The organism is Aeromonas bestiarum (assembly GCF_000819745.1).
Lineage (GTDB): Bacteria > Pseudomonadota > Gammaproteobacteria > Enterobacterales > Aeromonadaceae > Aeromonas > Aeromonas bestiarum.
The window spans coordinates 21,119-38,396 of the sequence record NZ_CDDA01000012.1 but is presented as its reverse complement, the minus strand read 5'-3'; the positions used below and the strand labels follow the sequence as shown (position 1 = coordinate 38,396).

15 protein-coding genes and 1 pseudogene are annotated in these 17,278 nt (G+C 61.5%); 13 read left to right on the top strand and 3 right to left on the bottom strand.

Translation table 11 applies throughout. The features are described from left to right. Positions 1–13 precede the first annotated feature (13 nt). Entirely contained in the window at positions 14–2,464 is a 2,451-nt protein-coding gene (locus BN1118_RS06115) for a sensor domain-containing protein (RefSeq protein WP_043555019.1), read from the top strand. Positions 2,465–2,504: 40 nt separating this feature from the next. On the opposite strand, the gene BN1118_RS06110 is transcribed toward BN1118_RS06115, so the two are convergent. Then, positions 2,505–2,804 (bottom strand): hypothetical protein, encoded by a 300-nt coding sequence (locus tag BN1118_RS06110; RefSeq protein ID WP_043555018.1) that lies wholly within the window; start codon positions 2,802–2,804, stop codon positions 2,505–2,507. 168 nt (positions 2,805–2,972) lie between these two features. On the opposite strand from BN1118_RS06110, the gene acs reads away from it, so the two are divergent. The 8 genes from acs to BN1118_RS06075 all read left to right on the top strand — a co-directional run bounded on the left by acs (position 2,973) and on the right by BN1118_RS06075 (position 10,962). Then, positions 2,973–4,919: an acetate--CoA ligase gene (gene acs / locus BN1118_RS06105; RefSeq protein ID WP_043555016.1), complete on the top strand. Its 1,947-nt coding sequence runs from the start codon at positions 2,973–2,975 to the stop codon at positions 4,917–4,919. A 2-nt stretch (positions 4,920–4,921) separates the two neighbouring features. Further along, a complete protein-coding gene (locus tag BN1118_RS22350) occupies positions 4,922–5,044 on the top strand; it encodes a hypothetical protein (RefSeq protein WP_262108529.1) in 123 nt (40 codons plus the stop codon). Positions 5,045–5,309: 265 nt separating this feature from the next. Then, positions 5,310–5,759, top strand: a complete 450-nt coding sequence (aroQ, locus tag BN1118_RS06100) for a type II 3-dehydroquinate dehydratase (RefSeq protein ID WP_043140128.1) — start codon at positions 5,310–5,312, stop codon at positions 5,757–5,759. Between the two features lie 36 nt (positions 5,760–5,795). Beyond that, entirely contained in the window at positions 5,796–6,251 is a 456-nt protein-coding gene (accB, locus tag BN1118_RS06095; protein WP_043140125.1) for an acetyl-CoA carboxylase biotin carboxyl carrier protein, read from the top strand. Between the two features lie 15 nt (positions 6,252–6,266). Next, a complete protein-coding gene (gene accC, locus BN1118_RS06090; RefSeq protein WP_042866664.1) occupies positions 6,267–7,607 on the top strand; it encodes an acetyl-CoA carboxylase biotin carboxylase subunit in 1,341 nt (446 codons plus the stop codon). 127 nt (positions 7,608–7,734) lie between these two features. Then, complete coding sequence (locus BN1118_RS06085; RefSeq protein WP_043555225.1) at positions 7,735–7,998, top strand: DUF997 family protein; 264 nt, start codon at positions 7,735–7,737, stop codon at positions 7,996–7,998. Continuing rightward, positions 7,988–9,445: a sodium/pantothenate symporter gene (gene panF, locus BN1118_RS06080; protein ID WP_043555014.1), complete on the top strand. Its 1,458-nt coding sequence runs from the start codon at positions 7,988–7,990 to the stop codon at positions 9,443–9,445. Before BN1118_RS06085 ends, panF begins: the two co-directional genes overlap by 11 nt. A gap of 89 nt (positions 9,446–9,534) precedes the next feature. Further along, entirely contained in the window at positions 9,535–10,962 is a 1,428-nt protein-coding gene (locus tag BN1118_RS06075; protein WP_043555013.1) for a PTS transporter subunit EIIC, read from the top strand. 2 nt (positions 10,963–10,964) lie between these two features. On the opposite strand, the gene BN1118_RS06070 is transcribed toward BN1118_RS06075, so the two are convergent. Beyond that, entirely contained in the window at positions 10,965–11,837 is an 873-nt protein-coding gene (locus BN1118_RS06070; protein ID WP_043140115.1) for a LysR family transcriptional regulator, read from the bottom strand. Between the two features lie 100 nt (positions 11,838–11,937). On the opposite strand from BN1118_RS06070, the gene BN1118_RS06065 reads away from it, so the two are divergent. The 4 genes and pseudogenes from BN1118_RS06065 to BN1118_RS06050 all read left to right on the top strand — a co-directional run bounded on the left by BN1118_RS06065 (position 11,938) and on the right by BN1118_RS06050 (position 16,236). Then, positions 11,938–12,954, top strand: a complete 1,017-nt coding sequence (locus BN1118_RS06065) for a zinc-binding alcohol dehydrogenase family protein (protein WP_043555012.1) — start codon at positions 11,938–11,940, stop codon at positions 12,952–12,954. A 527-nt stretch (positions 12,955–13,481) separates the two neighbouring features. After that, positions 13,482–14,360 (top strand): 50S ribosomal protein L11 methyltransferase, encoded by an 879-nt coding sequence (gene prmA / locus BN1118_RS06060; RefSeq protein WP_043140108.1) that lies wholly within the window; start codon positions 13,482–13,484, stop codon positions 14,358–14,360. 215 nt (positions 14,361–14,575) lie between these two features. After that, positions 14,576–15,550 (top strand): annotated as a pseudogene (locus BN1118_RS22435) (D-2-hydroxyacid dehydrogenase family protein). Positions 15,551–15,660: 110 nt separating this feature from the next. After that, positions 15,661–16,236, top strand: coding sequence for a sugar O-acetyltransferase (locus tag BN1118_RS06050; RefSeq protein WP_043555011.1), 576 nt, complete (start codon positions 15,661–15,663; stop codon positions 16,234–16,236). 489 nt (positions 16,237–16,725) lie between these two features. On the opposite strand, the gene BN1118_RS06045 is transcribed toward BN1118_RS06050, so the two are convergent. Beyond that, entirely contained in the window at positions 16,726–17,274 is a 549-nt protein-coding gene (locus tag BN1118_RS06045) for an NAD(P)H nitroreductase (RefSeq protein ID WP_043555009.1), read from the bottom strand. Positions 17,275–17,278: the final 4 nt, after the last annotated feature.

The following is a 17,278-nucleotide window of genomic DNA, read 5'->3' as shown; positions in this document are numbered from 1 at the left end:
TTCAGGAGCCGTCATGCGTGAAGAGACATCCGAATCCATGCCTGATCCGCCGATACCGGGTCAGCTGAATCCAAACGAGCTGCAGCAACTGTTCGAGCTGGCGCCGTTTGGCATAGGCGTGTTCGACCGCCAATTTCGCTGCCGCAGCGTCAATCAGACCCTCGCCGATATCAACGGCCTCTCCCGGGAGGATCACTACGGCAAATACCTGCGTGAGATAGTGCCGACGCTGGCGCCTGTGCTGGAACCCCTGTTCCAGCAGATCATCAGCAGCGGCGTCCCCCAGGTGGAGCTGAGCCTGAGCGGCCAGACGGCGGCGCATCAGGGCCAGCAACGGCACTGGCAGGCCATTTACAGCCCCATGCGGGATGAGCAGGGCACGCCTGACGGCATCCTGACCATAGTGCGGGATGTGACCGAGCAGGTCGAAGCGCAGCAACGGCTGCAACTGGCCATGAGCGCCGGCCAGGTCGGGGTCTGGGAGTGGCACGTGGCAGAGGATCGGCTGCAATTTGATGGCCAGGTCGAGCGCCTGCTCGGCACACAAGCCAATCAGTTTCAGGGAGGAATGGATCAGTTCATCAAGCGCTTCGACCCGGTATCGGGGGAACAGCTCAGATCGGCACTCAAGGGCACGGCCCCCCTTCATCTGACCCTGAGCTATCTGGGGCCAGATCAGGTGCGGGGCTGGGTCGATCTCCACGCCGATCACGTGGCGGCCACCGACAGTCTGGGGCGTCGCATCATGGGGGTGCTCCACGATGCGACCGATCGCTGCATTCAGGAGGACCGGCTGCGCCAGGCCAATGTGGTATTCGAAACCACGGCCGAGGGCATCATCATCATGGATGGCCAGCGCCAGATCATCTCGGTCAATCCGGCCTTCTGCAACATGACCCAATATGAAGCGGACGAGATAGTGGGCAAGTCGCCGGAATCCATCATGCATCCGCGCCGCCATACCGACATCGACTACCCCTGGCATACCCTGCTGCCCGGCAGTCATGCCTGGCACGGGGAGATGATGTGCCTGCGCAAGGATGGCGGCTACTTCACCTCCTGGCAGCACGTCAGCGCCGTCTACGACAGCCGCCACAACACCACCCACTACGTGATCGCCTTCTCCGACATCAGCGCCATCCGCAAGGCCGAGGCACAGCTCAATCACCTCGCCTATCACGATCCCCTGACCGAGCTCGGCAACCGCAACCTGCTGCAGGAGCGGCTCGAACTGGAGCTCAAGACAGCCCAGCTCAACCGGCAGCGGCTCGCCCTGCTGTTCATCGACCTGGACGGCTTCAAGCTGATCAATGACAACCTGGGCCACAGGGCGGGGGATCAGCTGCTCAAGCTGCTGGCCGAACGCATCCGCCTCTGCCTGCGTCACAACGATGTGGCCACCCGGCTCGGTGGGGATGAATTCCTGGTGCTGATCCCCTATTTCGAGCAGCCAGAAGAGCTGGAGCGGCTCGCCGAACAGCTGCTGGCCCGCCTGCGCGAGCCGGTCGAGCTGGCGCACGAGCAGGTCGCCGTCTCCGCCAGCATAGGCATAGCCCTCTACCCGGAACACGCCCAGAACCCGGATGCCCTGGTCAGCGCCGCCGACAACGCCATGTACGAAGCCAAGAGCCAGGGTCGCAACGGCTATCTGTTCTACACCCCCGGCATGGCCGAGCAGATCCGTGAGCGCATGAGCATGGAGCAGGGACTGATCAAGGCCATAGAGCAGCATCAGCTCTGCATCCTGTACCAGCCCATGACGGATCTGACCAGCAACCGCCTGAGCGGGCTGGAGGCCCTGCTGCGCTGGCAGCATCCCGACGAGGGCATGATAGCCCCCGCCCGCTTCATCCCGGTGGCCGAGGAGTGCGGTCTGATAGAGCAGATTGGGGAGTGGGTGATGCGCACCGCCTGTCAGCAAGGGCAGACGTGGCTGGCGGCCGGGCTGTCGGTGCCACGGCTCTCGGTCAATGTCTCGGTGCGGGAGATGCGATCCCTTGGCTATGTGGAGCGGGTCGCCGCCATTCTGGCGGAGACAGGTTTCCCGCCTGAGCGGCTGGAGATAGAGGTCACTGAGAGCATCATACAGCGGGTCGATCAGAGCCTTTTGCTGTTCACCCGCCTGAAGGCGCTGGGGGTGCAGATCGCCATCGACGACTTCGGGACTGGCTTCTCATCCCTGAGCCTGCTGAAAAGCCTGCCCATCGATCGCATCAAGATAGACCGCACCTTCGTGCAGGCCCTGCCGGATGACAAGCACAGCCGGGAGCTGTGCCGCACCATCATCAACCTGGCCGACAGCCTGAACATGGCGGTCACCGCCGAGGGGATAGAAACCCAGGCTCAGCGCCAGTTTCTGCAATCCCTGCACTGCCAGGAGGGACAGGGCTATCTGTTCAGCCACCCCTTGACCGAACCCCATCTGGCGGCGCAGCTGGCTCCCCAGAAGGGAGTCTGGTGCTGAAACGGGCGTGTCAGCAAATGCTCGATGACAGATAAACAACTCACTCGCTGAACGTCAATCGGGCACCCCATCCCTCACTCTGCCCTTGGGGCGAGTCTGCCAGCAGAGAATTCTGTGGATAGGGCGACTTTTTCTCTTCGAGGGTGACGGACACCGGCGGTTTGCGGGCCAGAAATGCACTCCCCATCTGCTCGGCGACACGCTCCCGCACCGCCGGCGAGCCCGTCTGTTCGCGGGTCACGGCAAACTCTTTGGGCTGGGGAGCCGCCAGTACGGCGTCATCGGCAAGCGGGGGGGCATCGAACTGCCAGAGAGAGGTGCAAAGGAGCAAGGACAGCATGGCTATCTCCATCGATAAAACCGATGTTTTTACTCAATCACGGATGAATTGTCACTCATGGCGCTGTAAGCGGATGTTTCCATCTATCCAAAAGTCTAATTGCCCTCCCTCGCCAAAGGTATAAGTTGTTATCTAATCATTACGGGAATGTATTCAAAGGAGTGACAGATGAGCGAGAGCAAGGTCTACCCGGTCAAGGCCCACATCAGCAAGGGCGCCCTGTTGGACAAGGCAGGCTATGAGGCCATGTACCAGGCCTCGGTGCAGGATCCGGATGCCTTCTGGGGCGAGCAGGGAAAAATCCTCGACTGGATCAAGCCCTATACCAAGGTCAAGAACACCTCCTACGACCCGGGCCACGTCTCCATCAAGTGGTATGAAGATGGCCTGCTCAACGTCTCGGCCAACTGCCTGGATCGCCATCTGGCACATCGCGGTGACAAGGTCGCCATCATCTGGGAAGGGGACAACCCGGCCGAGGATCGCAAGCTGACCTACCGCGAGCTGCACGCCGAGGTGTGCAAGTTTGCCAACGTATTGAAAGCACAGGGAGTGCATCGGGGTGACGTGGTCTGCCTCTACATGCCCATGGTGCCGGAAGCGGCCATCGCCATGCTGGCCTGTACCCGCATCGGCGCCGTGCACAGCATAGTCTTCGGCGGCTTCTCGCCGGAGGCCCTGGCCGGTCGCATCATAGACTCCGGCTCCTCCATCGTCATCACGGCCGACGAGGGGCTGCGCGGCGGCCGCCCTGTCCCGCTCAAGAAGAACGTGGATGAAGCGCTCACCAACCCGGAAACCCAGGTCAGCAAGGTGATAGTGCTCAAGCGCACCGGCGGCAAGGTCGCCTGGCACGGCCACAGGGACATCTGGTGGCACGAAGCCATCGCGACCGTCAGCGCCGACTGCCCGCCCGAGGCCATGGGTGCCGAAGATCCCCTGTTCGTCCTCTACACCTCGGGTTCCACCGGCAAGCCCAAGGGCGTGCTGCACACCACCGGCGGCTACCTGGTCTATGCCACCCTCACCTTCAAGTACATTTTCGACTACCACGAGGAGGACATCTACTGGTGTACCGCCGACGTGGGCTGGGTCACCGGTCACTCCTATCTGGTCTACGGGCCGCTCGCCAACGGCGCCACCACCATCATGTTCGAAGGGGTGCCCAACTACCCGGCCACCAACCGCATGAGCCAGGTGGTGGACAAGCACCAGGTCAGCATCCTCTACACGGCACCGACCGCGATCCGCGCCCTGATGGCCAAGGGCCGTGATGCGGTCGAGGGCACCTCGCGTTCGAGCCTGCGCATCATGGGTTCCGTGGGTGAGCCCATCAACCCGGAAGCCTGGGAGTGGTACTACCGCACCATAGGCGAGGAGCGCTGCCCCATAGTCGATACCTGGTGGCAGACCGAAACCGGCGGCATCCTCATCAGCCCGCTGCCCGGCGTCACCGATCTCAAGCCAGGCTCGGCCACCCGTCCCTTCTTCGGCGTGCAGCCGGCGCTGGTGGACAACATGGGCGAGCCGCTGGAGGGGGCCACCGAGGGCAACCTGGTGATCACCGACTCCTGGCCGGGCCAGATGCGCACAGTGTTCGGCGATCACGAACGCTTCGAGCAGACCTACTTCTCCACCTTCCCGGGCCGCTACTTCACCGGCGACGGCGCTCGTCGCGACGAGGATGGTTACTACTGGATCACCGGGCGGGTGGATGATGTACTGAACGTCTCGGGCCACCGCATGGGCACAGCCGAAATTGAATCTGCGCTGGTCTCCCATCCCAAGGTTGCCGAAGCGGCCGTGGTGGGGGTGCCCCACGAGATCAAGGGTCAGGGCATCTACGCCTATGTCACCCTGATCGCAGGGGAGGAGCCAAGCCGCGAGCTGCATAAAGAGGTGAAGGAGTGGGTCCGCAAGGAGATTGGCGCCATCGCCACCCCGGATGTGATCCACTGGGCCGAGGGGCTGCCCAAGACCCGTTCCGGCAAGATCATGCGCCGTATATTGCGCAAGATTGCCACCGGAGAGACCGACAGTCTGGGGGATATCTCCACCCTGGCGGATCCCGGTGTGGTGGACAAGCTTATCCGCGAAAAGTCAGAGGCGGCCTGATCATGCGCTCCATAATGCAGCGCAAGATTGCCACCGGCGAGACCGACAGCCTGGGGGATATCTCCACCCTGGCGGATCCCGGTGTGGTGGACAAGCTCATTCGCGAGAAGTCTGAAGCGGCTTGATCCCGCCCCTTATCCACCTCCAAAGCCGGCCCAGTGCCGGCTTTGTCGTCTCTGCTACTGAGCAATTGAACAGCGAACCGATAAGCTCAAAAAACAGACAGATGTAGAGATTAGACCAGTAAAATGCTGCTAATTTTCACGAAATCAATATAATTGCGAAATCTGTGTACCAGTGCACACCGAATTGCGCAGAAAATGGCTAGATTTCTGGTAGTCCACAAGATAGCTGATAGATAGCAGCATTATCATCGAGGATGTACTCAATATGTCGCAACATCACCGAATTCTCCTGCTCAACGGGCCGAACCTGAACCTGCTGGGCAAACGGGAACCGGGCATCTACGGCAGCAAGACGCTCGACGAGATCGTTGCCGATCTGATGCACAACGCCAGCGAACTCGGCGCCACACTGGAACACCTGCAATCCAACGCCGAACATGAGTTGGTCAGCCGCATTCACCAGGCCATGGGCCAGGTGGATTTTATCATCATCAATCCGGCCGCCTTCACCCACACCAGCGTCGCCATTCGCGATGCGCTGCTGGGTGTGGCCATCCCCTTTATCGAGGTTCACCTGTCAAACGTCCATGCCAGGGAACCCTTCCGTCATCACTCCTATCTGTCTGATGTCGCCAGGGGGGTGATCTGCGGGCTGGGTGCCGATGGCTACCAATTCGCTTTAACCGCGGCCGTGCATCAGTTGCGCGCGGCTTGATAATCACTGATCAGATAAAGAAGAAAGAGAATGCTAATGGATATCCGCAAAATCAAGAAGCTGATTGAACTGGTTGAAGAGTCCGGCATCGCCGAACTGGAGATCTCCGAGGGTGAAGAGTCCGTTCGCATCAGCCGCAACTTCTCCGGTCAGGTGACCACCGCCATGCCGCAGATGATGATGCAGCCAGCCATGGCCCCTGCCGCCGCACCGGCAGCCAGCGCCGCAGCACCGACCGCAGAGGCGGCCGCGCCGAGTGGCCATCTGATGCGCTCCCCCATGGTGGGTTCCTTCTATCGCTCCTCCAGCCCGGAAGCCAAACCGTTCGCGGAAGTGGGTCAGCACGTCAATGTCGGCGATACCCTGTGCATCGTCGAAGCCATGAAAATGATGAACCAAATCGAGTCTGACAAGGCCGGCGTGATCAAAGCGATCCTGGTTGAAAATGGTCAGGCCGTCGAATTTGACGAGCCGCTGTTCATTATCGAATAAGGGAAATTGCCACCCATGTTGGACAAAGTAGTCATCGCCAACCGCGGTGAAATTGCCCTGCGGATCCTGCGCGCCTGCAAAGAGCTCGGGATCAAGACAGTGGCCGTTCACTCCACCGCCGATCGGGAGCTCAAACATGTGCTCCTGGCCGACGAAACCATCTGCATCGGTAAGCCTGCCAGCGGTGAATCCTACCTCAATGTGCCGGCCATCATAGCCGCCGCCGAGGTGACGGGTGCAGTTGCCATCCACCCGGGTTACGGCTTCCTCTCCGAGAACGCCGATTTCGCCGAAGTGGTCGAGAAATCCGGCTTCATCTTCATCGGCCCGCGCGCCGAGACCATTCGCCTGATGGGTGACAAGGTCTCCGCCATCGAGGCGATGAAGAAGGCTGGCGTACCTTGCGTACCCGGCTCCGACGGTCCCGTCGACAGCGATGCCAAGCACAACGCCGCCATCGCCAAGCGCATCGGTTATCCGGTGATCATCAAGGCCGCCGGTGGCGGTGGTGGTCGCGGCATGCGCGTGGTGCGCAGTGAAGCCGAGCTGGCTGCCGCCATCGCGCTGACCAAATCCGAAGCAGGCCAGTTCTTCAAGAACGACATGGTCTACATGGAGAAGTACCTGGAAAACCCGCGCCATATCGAAATTCAGATATTGGCAGACGGCCAGGGCAACGCCCTCTATCTGGGCGAGCGTGACTGCTCCATGCAGCGTCGCCACCAGAAAGTGGTCGAAGAAGCGCCGGCACCCGGCATCACCGAAGAGATGCGCAAGTTCATCGGCGAGCGCTGCGTGCGCGCCTGTATCGAGATCGGCTACCGCGGTGCGGGGACCTTCGAGTTCCTGTACGAAAACGGCGAGTTCTATTTCATCGAGATGAACACCCGTATCCAGGTTGAGCATCCGGTCACCGAGATGGTCACCAGCGTGGATCTGATCAAGGAGCAGCTGCGCATCGCCGCCGGTCAGCCCCTGTCGATCACCCAGCAGGACATCCGCATCCGTGGCCATGCCATCGAATGCCGGATCAACGCCGAAGATCCGGCCACCTTCATGCCGTCTCCGGGCCTGATCCAGCGCTTCCACGCGCCGGGTGGTCTGGGCGTACGTTGGGATTCCCACATCTACGCCGGTTACAAGGTGCCGCCTTACTACGACTCCATGATCGGCAAGCTGATCTGTTACGGCGAGAACCGTGACGTCGCCATCGCCCGCATGCGCCAGGCGCTGGACGAGCTGGTGGTGGAAGGGATCAAGACCAACGTCTCCCTGCAAAAAGAGATCATGAAGGACGAAAACTTCCAGCATGGTGGTACCAATATCCACTATCTGCACAAGAAGTTGGGTCTGTAAGGATCGTCGACGAAGACCGCAATGTCGGTGAACGTCAGCTCCGCAAGGAGCCTCTGTTGAAAAAGGGCCATGGCGACATGGCCCTTTTTTGTTATCCTTGCGCCCCTCAAAATTGTCGGAGGCCAAGGTGAATCGTTTCGCGCTCGCTCGCCGGGAAGCAGCCCTCTGCCTGCTGCTGACCCTGCTCTACTTCTTTGCCTGGTATGGCACTGCCTATTTCATCCCCGAAGAGATCGAATACTGGGACATGCCGCTCTGGTTCCTGCTCAGCTGCATGGTAATGCCGCTGCTGTTCATAGTGCTGTGCGGCCTGATGGTGGATCGCCTGTTTGTGGATATTCCCCTCGATACGCCTCATCCCCCTGCCAAGGAGCCCACCCATGAATCTTGAGCTGATGCTGCCGCTCATCATCTATCTGGTGCTGGTGCTGGGAGTCGGCTTCTGGGCCAGTCGCCACCGCGCCGGCGGCGACTTCGTGCAGGAGTACTTCATCGGCAACCGCAGCATGGGCGGTCTGGTGCTGGCCATGACCCTGGTGGCCACCTATACCTCGGCCTCCTCTTTCATCGGCGGGCCCGGTGCGGCCTACAAAATCGGCCTGGGCTGGGTGCTGCTGGCGATGATCCAGCTGCCCACCGTCTGGCTCACCCTGGGGGTGCTCGGCAAGAAGTTCGCCATCATAGCCCGCCGGGTCAATGCGGTGACCATCAACGACATGCTGTGGGCCCGCTACCAGAGCAAGGCAGTGGTGATCCTCGGCTCGGTCACCATCATCCTTGCCTTTATCGCCACCATGGTGGTGCAGTTCATCGGCGGCGCCCGCCTGCTGGAGACGGCGACCGGCCTCTCCTACCAGCAGGGTTTGATGCTGTTTGCCAGCTGCGTGCTGCTCTACACTGTGATCGGCGGCTTTCGTGCCGTGGTGATGACCGATGCCCTGCAGGGCATCATCATGCTGATCGGCACCGGCGCCCTGCTAGCGGGCATTCTGGTGGCAGGCGACGGCCTGCCCAATCTCATCCACCAGCTCAAGGTGATAGATCCCAAGCTGGTGAGCCCGCAGGGGGCCGGCGACATGCTGACCCAGCCCTTCATGCTGAGCTTCTGGATCCTGGTCTGTGTCGGTGTGGTGGGGCTGCCCCACTCGGCCCTGCGCTGCTTTGGCTACCGCGACAGCAAGGCGCTGCACCGCGGCATCCTTATCGGCACTGTGGTCAGCGCCCTGCTGATGTTCGGCATGCACCTGGCCGGGGCGCTCGGTCGCGCCATCCTGCCCGGCATGGACAGCCCGGACAAGATCATGCCCTCGCTGATGATGGAGGTGCTGCCCCCCTGGCTGGCCGGGGTCTTCCTGGCGGCGCCCATGGCAGCCATCATGTCTACCATCGACTCCCAGCTGATCCAGGCCTCCGCAACCCTGGTGAAGGATCTCTACCTCAACTACCTCAATCCAAAGCAGGAGAAGCTGGAGGTGCGCATTCCCCGCCTCTCCCTGCTCTGCACCCTGATCCTGGGCACGCTGGTGCTGCTGGCAGCGCTGCAGCCCCCCGAGATGATCATCTGGCTCAACCTGCTCGCCTTCGGCGGCCTGCAGGCCGTGTTCCTGTGGCCGCTGGTGCTCGGCCTCTACTGGTCGCGGGCCAACGGCCCCGGCGCCCTGGCCTGCATGGTGTCCGGCATCGTCTGCTATGGCGTGCTGAGTCAGTGGGGGATCAAGCTGGCCGGACTGCACGCCATAGTGCCGAGCCTGGGGCTGGGACTGGCCGCCTTCGTGGTGGTCAGCCTGCTGACACCGCCACCCGGCCAGAGCGTGCGGCGATTGTTTGAACAGCAATAACAAATAGATTAATAAAGGGTTCCAAAACTATCCCCAAATGGGTGTTTTGCGGGTAAACTGTGCGCCAAGTCACAAAACGCCGCGCCCTTATGCCAGTACAGAACGCCAGACAGATCCTGACTCATGCCCTGCAACGACTCGGTTATGCCCTGTTGTTGCCGGTCTCCATACTGCCACTGGCGGCCCTGCTCTATCGGCTCGGTCAGCCGGATGTGCTGGATCTGGCAGTGCTCTCCCTCACCGGTCGCGCCCTGTTCAGCCAGATGCCGCTCATCTACGCGGTGGCCATCGCCTTCGGCCTGAGCCGGCAGGGAGAGGGCACCCAGGCGCTGGCCGGGGCGGTCAACTTCCTGCTGCTGAGTTCGGCACTGGGCACCCTGGCCCCCGGCCTGCATGCGGACATGATCTGCGGCCTGCTGGCGGGCATGACCACGGCCATCGTCTACCCCTGGGTGAAACGGCACACACTGTCTGGCTGGTTGCAGAGAGTGAATGGGGACTTCCTCTGCCTGTTCGCCTCGGCGCTGACCTGTCTGTTGCTGGCGTTCCCCCTCTCCCTGTTCTGGCCGCTGCTGGAACAGGGCATCACGCTGCTGGCCTCAGAGCTGCTCACCACCCCGCTGGGGGCCTTCTGCTATGGCGTGCTGAACCGCTTGCTGATCCCCCTCGGCCTGCATCAGGTATTGGGCAGCCTGATGGGGCTGGGCGAAAGCAACCTGCTGGCGCTGGCCAGCGCCCAGCCGCTGCACGAAGGCTATGTGGCCGGGCTCTACCCCATCATAATGTTCGGCCTGCCCGGCGCCTGCTTTGCCATCTGGCTGCACCGCCAGCGCATGCAGCGCCTGCCGCAGGGGGGATTGCTGCTCACCCTGGCGCTCACCTCGGCGCTGGTGGGGATCACCGAACCCATAGAGTTCCTGTTCGCCTTCACCGCCCCCTGGCTGTTTCTGGCCCACGCCCTGCTGACCGGGCTGTCGCTCGCCATCTGCAGCGCCCTTGGCATCCAGGTGGGCAGTTACTTCTCCGCCGGCCTGCTGGATCTGGTGCTGAGCTATCAGTCCGGCGAGCACAGCTTCTGGCTCATTCCGGTCGGCATCCTCTTCTTCGTCGCCTATACCCTGCTCTTCTATCAACTGCTGGAGCGCGCCCCCCTCAGCCTGCCGAGCAAGCCCATCGCCAAAGAGCATCCACGGCTGGCGAGCGTCGCCCCCTCGGATCCGCAGATGCTGGCGATCCAGTATCTCAAGGTGCTGGGCGGGATGGACAACCTGCAGGCCATGAGCGTCTGCCTGACCCGTCTCAGCCTGCGGGTGCGCGACATAGCGCTGGTGGATCAGTCCCGTCTGCTGGGGCTGGGTTGCCTCTCCTGGATCCAGCTCAACGACCATCAGCTGGTGCTGGTGCTGGGCCCCAATGCCAGCCTGATCGAGGGGCAGATCCGCATGCTGGCGGAGCGCCAGTCGGTGCCGCTCGGCCTCAAGCCCAATCAGGAGTCCGCCAGCCAGAGCAACTGGTAACCTCAGGCAAACGGTAGCCGCTCGGCGACGAAGTCCATCAGCGAGCGCAAGGCGGGCGCCAGATGTTCCCGGCTCGGGTAGATGAGGTAGAAGGGATTGGGCGGTATGGGGTGATCCGGCAACACCTTGTGTAGCCGCCCCGCAGCCAGATCCTGTTGGCAAACGTGGTGTGGCAACAAGGCAATGCCCCCCTCGTGCAACGCCAGCTCCCGCAACGCCAGCAAACTGTTGCTGATGCAGGCCCCTTGTGGCCGCCAGCCCCCCTCCTGCAGTGGCCACACCGGCAATGCCGAATGCACCAGACAAGGGTGAAGCCCCAGCTCAGACAGCTGCTGCGGCGCGCCATGGGTCGCCAGATAACCGGGAGCCGCCACCAGATGGCGCGGCACCTGACCGATGCGCCGGCAAATGAGGCTGGAATCTTTCAGCGGCGCCGCCCGCAACGCCAGATCGTAACCCTCCCCCACCAGATCCAGCTGCTCGTCACTCAGGGTCAGCTCCAGCACCACCTCGGGGTAGAGGGCACGAAACTCGGCCAGGATCCGGCCAAGCAGCAGGGTGCCGGTCGCCTCGGGCGCCGTGATCCTTACCCGGCCTGCGGGGGCGGTGCGCAGCCGCGCCATCGCCAGGTTGGCACTGCGGGCCAGCGCCAGCAGCGCCCGGCACTGCTCCACGTAGATCTCTCCCTGCGGGGTCAGGCTCAGCCGGCGGGTGGTGCGCTGCAGCAGTCGCACCCCGAGCTGGGCTTCGAGCCGCGAGATCTTCTGGCTCACCGAGGACTTGGGCATGCCGAGCGCCTCGGCGGCACCGGTAAAACTGCCCTGCTCCACCACGGTAGCGAACAGCCCCATCAACTCCAGTTCGACATTGTTCATATATTCAAACAGTCTTTACCAATTACCCATCTTAATCAGGATAATCAATCAGACTAGAGTGGCTGGCAATCCCAATCCATCCGATTTGAAAGGAACTACCATGAAAGCCATCGCCCTCACCCATTATCTGCCGAGCGATCACCCCCACTGCTTCATCGAGGCCAATCTGCCCGACCCGACCCCGGGCCCGCGGGATCTGCTGGTGAAAGTGACGGCAACCTCGGTCAACCCGGTGGACACCAAAGTCCGCGCTCCCAAGGCCAAGGTTGAGAGCACGCCCCGCGTGCTGGGCTGGGATGCGGTCGGCGAGGTCGTGGCCGTCGGCCACGAGGTGAGCCTGTTCAAGGCGGGCGACAGAGTCTGGTATGCCGGCGACATCAGCCGCCCCGGCAGCAACAGCGCCCTGCAGCTGGTGGATGAGCGCATCGCCGCCCTCGCCCCCACCAGCCTGACAGACCCGGAAGCCGCCGCCCTGCCGCTCACCGCCATCACCGCCTGGGAGGCGCTGTTCGAGCGCCTAGGCCTTCACCGCGAGAGCACGGGCAAGCTGCTCATCATAGGCGGCGCCGGTGGCGTCGGCTCCATCGCCATCCAGCTGGCCCGCCAGCTCACCAACATGGAGGTGATCGCCACCGCCTCCCGGCCAGAAAGCCGTGAATGGTGTCTGGCAATGGGCGCCCATCAGGTGGTGAGCCATCACCAGCTGCAGGCAGAGCTCACCGCCCTTGGCGTCACCCAGCTCGATGCCATCTTCTGCACCAATGCCACCGAGCAGCACTGGGATGCCATGGCCAGCCTCATTCGCCCGTTCGGCCACATCTGCACCATCGCCGAATCCAGCGAGCCCTGGGATCTGGGCCTGCTCAAGAGCAAGAGCGTCACCTTCAGCCAGGAGTTCATGTTCACCCGCTCCCTGTTCCAGACCCCTGACATGATCGAGCAGCACAAGCTGCTCGGCCGGGTTGCCGCCCTCATCGATCAAGGGGTGCTCAAGAGCACGCTCACCCGCACCCTGGCCGAGCTGACCCCCGTCACCCTGGCCCGGGCCCATGCCGAGGTGGAAGCGGGTCGCATGGTCGGCAAGCTGGTGATCGACATGAGTCGATTCGGGAACTAATCCCTTATAGGTAAAAACTGCACCATCATGGGGTGAATTCACCAGTGACAGGCCCCATCAGTGCACAGTTCACAACAGGCACCAGACAGTCACCACGCAGCATCACTCCAAAAAACGATAAAAAAGGGGCCATCCCGCCGGGATGGCCCTAAATACCTGAACGTTGGGGTAACAATCACACACATATCCTTATGCAGGACATCTCCATCATTGCATCTTGTGTGCCAATCCCCTGGATCTGCGCCTTTTCTTCACGCACATCCCCACACAGCAAGCCACGCAAGCCTGCTAACCGCCAGCAGGCAAAAAAAAAGCCACCCTAAGGTGGCTGAAAAAGATGACGGAACTTTCCTAGAGCAAAGCATTCAGCGGGAACAGGTTGCTTCCCGTCACCCAATGAGGAATACATTAACCGTGCCAACTTGGCAGAGTTCTCTTCCTGCGCCATGCCGACATGGGCAAACCACGACAGCACAGGCCCATGATGATAGAATCTCGCGGTTTCACATTTATGAAGAGTCGACGCCATGCCCTGGATACAAATTCGAATCAACGCCACTGCCAAGACAGCAGACAAGGTGAGCAACATGCTGCTGGGGCGTGGAGCCCAGGCCGTGACCTTTATGGATGCCCAGGATGTACCCGTGTACGAGCCGCTGCCCGGTGAAACCCCGCTCTGGGGCGAGACCGAAGTGATGGGCTTGTTCGATGCCGAAACCGATCCGGCCCCCACCATCGCCTTCTTCCAGCAGATCTTCGGGGAAGACGTGGGCTACAAGGTCGAGCAGCTGGAAGACAAGGACTGGGTGCGCGAGTGGATGGATCACTTCCACCCCATGCAGTTTGGCGAGCGGCTCTGGATCTGCCCGAGCTGGCGCGACGTGCCCAATCCGGATGCGGTCAACGTCATGCTGGATCCGGGTCTGGCCTTCGGTACCGGCACCCACCCCACCACGGCGCTCTGCCTGCAGTGGCTGGACGGGCTGGATCTGGCCGGTAAAACCGTGGTCGATTTCGGCTGCGGCTCCGGCATCCTCGGCATCGCCGCCCTGAAACTGGGCGCCGCCCGCGTCATCGGCATCGACATAGACCCGCAGGCCATTCAGGCCAGCCATGACAACGCCGAGCGCAACGGTGTCGCCGGCCAGATCGAACTCTACCTGCCGGCGGATCAGCCGCAAGGGGTGGAAGCGGACGTGGTGGTGGCCAACATCCTGGCCGGTCCGCTGCGCGAACTCGCCCCCCTCATCGCCGGCCACGGCAAAGCGGGCAGCCTGATGGCCCTCTCCGGCGTGCTGGAAAGCCAGGCCCCTGAGCTGGAAACCATCTACGGCCAGTGGTTCGACATGGACCAGACCGCTGTGAAAGAGGAGTGGTGCCGTCTCTCCGGCCGCAAGCACGGCTGATAACAGCCGGATTTCACCACCTCCCATACAAGCAGGGCTCCCATACGGGGGCCCTGCTTGTTTCAGTCCCCATGAAACCTGATCAGCCAATACGAGACTCGTTGGCTCGCCCATAGTGCCAGCCTGTCATAAAAAATATCCATTCGAGAACACATTCCGATTCTATTCCGGTAGGATGGCCATCAGACCAGAAATGATGGGAACGGAGACCCTTTATGCGCATTGCCATTCTGGATGACTACCAGGATCAGGTTCGTCATCTACCCTGCTTTGCCATGCTGGCGGGACATGATGTCATGGTACTCAACCAGAGTGAGCCAGATGCTGCACGTCTTGCTGCCAAGCTGGAAGGAATTGAAGCTCTGGTACTGATCCGCGAGCGTACTCGTATCGACGAACAACTGCTGATGGGGCTTCCCTCACTCAAGCTCATCAGCCAGACCGGCAAGATCAGCCAGCATATAGACCCGGTACTGTGCCAACGATACTGTGTTGCCATCGCTGAAGGGGTCGGCAGCCCCATTGCGCCTGCCGAGCTCTGTTGGGCCCTTATCATGGCGGCCTCGCGCCATATTCCGGCTTACTGCGAAGCCCTGACCAAGGGGTAGTGGCAGCAGTCTGGACAGCTCGGTCTGGGTCGCACCCTGCACGGTCTGACACTCGGCATCTGGGGCTATGGCAAGATAGGCCAGCGCATCGCTCGTTACGGCAAGGCATTTGGCATGCCGGTACTGATATGGGGCAGTGACTCATCCCGTCAGCGGGCAGAGCAGGATGGATTGGAAGCCGCTGCCGACAAGGACGCATTTTTCCGGCGGGCCGATATCTTGTCCCTCCATCTGCGGCTCAACGAGATCACTCGAGCCTGCGTCACCCGTGCCGATCTGGCTCGAATGAAAGCAGACTCTCTGCTAGTCAATACCAGCCGGGCCGAGCTCATCGAGCCGGGAGCCCTTTATGCCGAGCTCAGCGCCAATCCGACCAGGCAAGCTGCGCTGGATGTGTTCGATGTCGAGCCAGCCACGCCCGACAGCGATCCCCTGCTGCGGCTGCCCAACGTGCTGGCCACACCGCATCTGGGTTATGTGGAGCAAAACAGCTATGAGCTCTACTTTCGCAAGGCATTTGAAAATGTGCTGGCCTTTGCCGATGGCAGGCCACAAAACCTGGTGATACCGGCTCTGGGTTGAGGCTCACGCTTATTCTGCTGGCAAAGCAGTAATATATGCCTCTGTCCGTACGCTTGTGCAGCAGCCTGCTGCCCAACTCGCCTCATGCCAATCAGAGATCAGGATGCCCCATGACCGAATATCAGAAGATGATCAGCAGCCAGCCCTATAACTGCATGGCGCCGGAGCTGGATGTCCTGCGCCGGGAGACGGCGCGCTTGTACCGCCGTTTCAATCGCAGCGACGAGGAGGAGGAACAGCTGGCGCTGCTGCGGGAGATAGTCGGCGAGCTGGCGGAGAACGCCTTTATTTGCCCGCCCTTCTACTGCACCTATGGCCGCCATATCAGCCTGGGGAAGGATTCCTATATCAACATGGGAGCCACCATGCTGGACAACGCACCGATCCGCATCGGCGCCAACGTCATGATAGGGCCGAACGTGCAGATCTATACCGCCGCCCACGCGCTGGCAGCCGATGAGCGCATCCAGGGGGTGGAGACGGCGCTGCCGGTCACCATCGAGGACAGGGTCTGGATCGGTGGCGGCGCCATACTGCTGCCCGGTGTCACCATAGGGCGGGAAGCCATCGTCGGCGCGGGCGCCGTGGTCACCAAAGACGTGCCGGCCGGTGCCCGGGTGGTGGGAAATCCGGCCCGGACCCTGCCTGCCAAGGCAAACATCACCCAGCAGCAAAGCTGCCCATAAAAATAAAGCCCAATGTCATAAAGACCACGCTGGTCTGTAAAAAGGGGCTGCTTGCTAGAGCTGATGGGGTCTGTGCCTGAAAAAACGCAGATAAAAATGAAGCCCAACGTCATAACGACCACGCTGGTCTGTAAAAAGGGTTGCTTGCCGAGGAGATGGGAGCTGTACCTGAAAAGTGCAGATAAAAATGAAGCCCAATGTCATAACGACGTTGGGCTGTAAAAAGGTGCTACGGAATTGCGACTCTCATCGCAGAAAATTAGAAGGGGTCACCTTCTAAACTGGCACAGGGATATTAACGAGGCGCAAACGTTTTACATAGCGTAATCAACCAGGATTGAGAACAGCCTCTCACTATTTAAAAAATTCCCTGCCAAGCCCCGTCCCCCTCTTGGCAAGCATTTATTTATCAGTACAGCCTCAGGATCATGATCGGGCAGGATCAAAAAAGCCCTGACAAGTCAGGGCTTTGGCTGAAATTGATACGACTTAGAAGCGACGGACAAACTCATCCGGCGGCAGTTCGCGCAACTTGCGCGCCTCCAGCATGGGGGTGCCGAGGTAGAGGAAACCCACCAGTTGATCCTCCGGTGCCAGCCCCAGCCCGGCGTTGACCCGCTCATCGAAGATGAACCAGCCGGAGCGCCAGATGCCGTTGAAGCCCTGGGCCTGAGCCGCCATCTGCATCGCCATCAGGGCGCAACCGGCGGAGAGTTCCTGCTCCAGTTTCGGTACCTTGGGGTGGGCCTGATAGCGGGTGGCGACGGCCACCAGCAAGGGAGCGCGCAGCGGCGCCTCCTGGCACTTCTTGATGCTCTCTTCATCTTCACCACGGGCACGGGCGGCCTCGGCCAGCAGGGCCCCCAGCCGCTCCCGCCCCTCCCCTTCAAACAGGATGAACTGCCAGGGCGTCAGGGTGCCGTGATCCGGCGCGCGCAGCCCCGCCTTGAGGATATTGTCGAGCACCTCACCGCTGGGGGCGGGTGTGGTCAGGCGGCCACAGGAGTGGCGGTTGAGCAACAGAGTGAGGGCATCCATGGGC

Bases quoted from the DNA above. Each gene is read 5' to 3' on its own strand.
- accC (WP_042866664.1), top strand. From the start codon at position 6,267: ATGTTGGACAAAGTAGTCATCGCCAACCGCGGTGAAATTGCCCTGCGG.
- BN1118_RS06070 (WP_043140115.1), bottom strand. From the start codon at position 11,837: ATGAACAATGTCGAACTGGAGTTGATGGGGCTGTTCGCTACCGTGGTG.
- BN1118_RS06065 (WP_043555012.1), top strand. From the start codon at position 11,938: ATGAAAGCCATCGCCCTCACCCATTATCTGCCGAGCGATCACCCCCAC.
- aroQ (WP_043140128.1), top strand. From the start codon at position 5,310: ATGTCGCAACATCACCGAATTCTCCTGCTCAACGGGCCGAACCTGAAC.
- BN1118_RS06050 (WP_043555011.1), top strand. From the start codon at position 15,661: ATGACCGAATATCAGAAGATGATCAGCAGCCAGCCCTATAACTGCATG.
- panF (WP_043555014.1), top strand. From the start codon at position 7,988: ATGAATCTTGAGCTGATGCTGCCGCTCATCATCTATCTGGTGCTGGTG.
- prmA (WP_043140108.1), top strand. From the start codon at position 13,482: ATGCCCTGGATACAAATTCGAATCAACGCCACTGCCAAGACAGCAGAC.
- BN1118_RS06115 (WP_043555019.1), top strand. From the start codon at position 14: ATGCGTGAAGAGACATCCGAATCCATGCCTGATCCGCCGATACCGGGT.
- BN1118_RS06110 (WP_043555018.1), bottom strand. From the start codon at position 2,804: ATGCTGTCCTTGCTCCTTTGCACCTCTCTCTGGCAGTTCGATGCCCCC.
- BN1118_RS22350 (WP_262108529.1), top strand. From the start codon at position 4,922: ATGCGCTCCATAATGCAGCGCAAGATTGCCACCGGCGAGACCGACAGC.
- BN1118_RS06075 (WP_043555013.1), top strand. From the start codon at position 9,535: ATGCCAGTACAGAACGCCAGACAGATCCTGACTCATGCCCTGCAACGA.
- acs (WP_043555016.1), top strand. From the start codon at position 2,973: ATGAGCGAGAGCAAGGTCTACCCGGTCAAGGCCCACATCAGCAAGGGC.
- accB (WP_043140125.1), top strand. From the start codon at position 5,796: ATGGATATCCGCAAAATCAAGAAGCTGATTGAACTGGTTGAAGAGTCC.
- BN1118_RS06045 (WP_043555009.1), bottom strand. From the start codon at position 17,274: ATGGATGCCCTCACTCTGTTGCTCAACCGCCACTCCTGTGGCCGCCTG.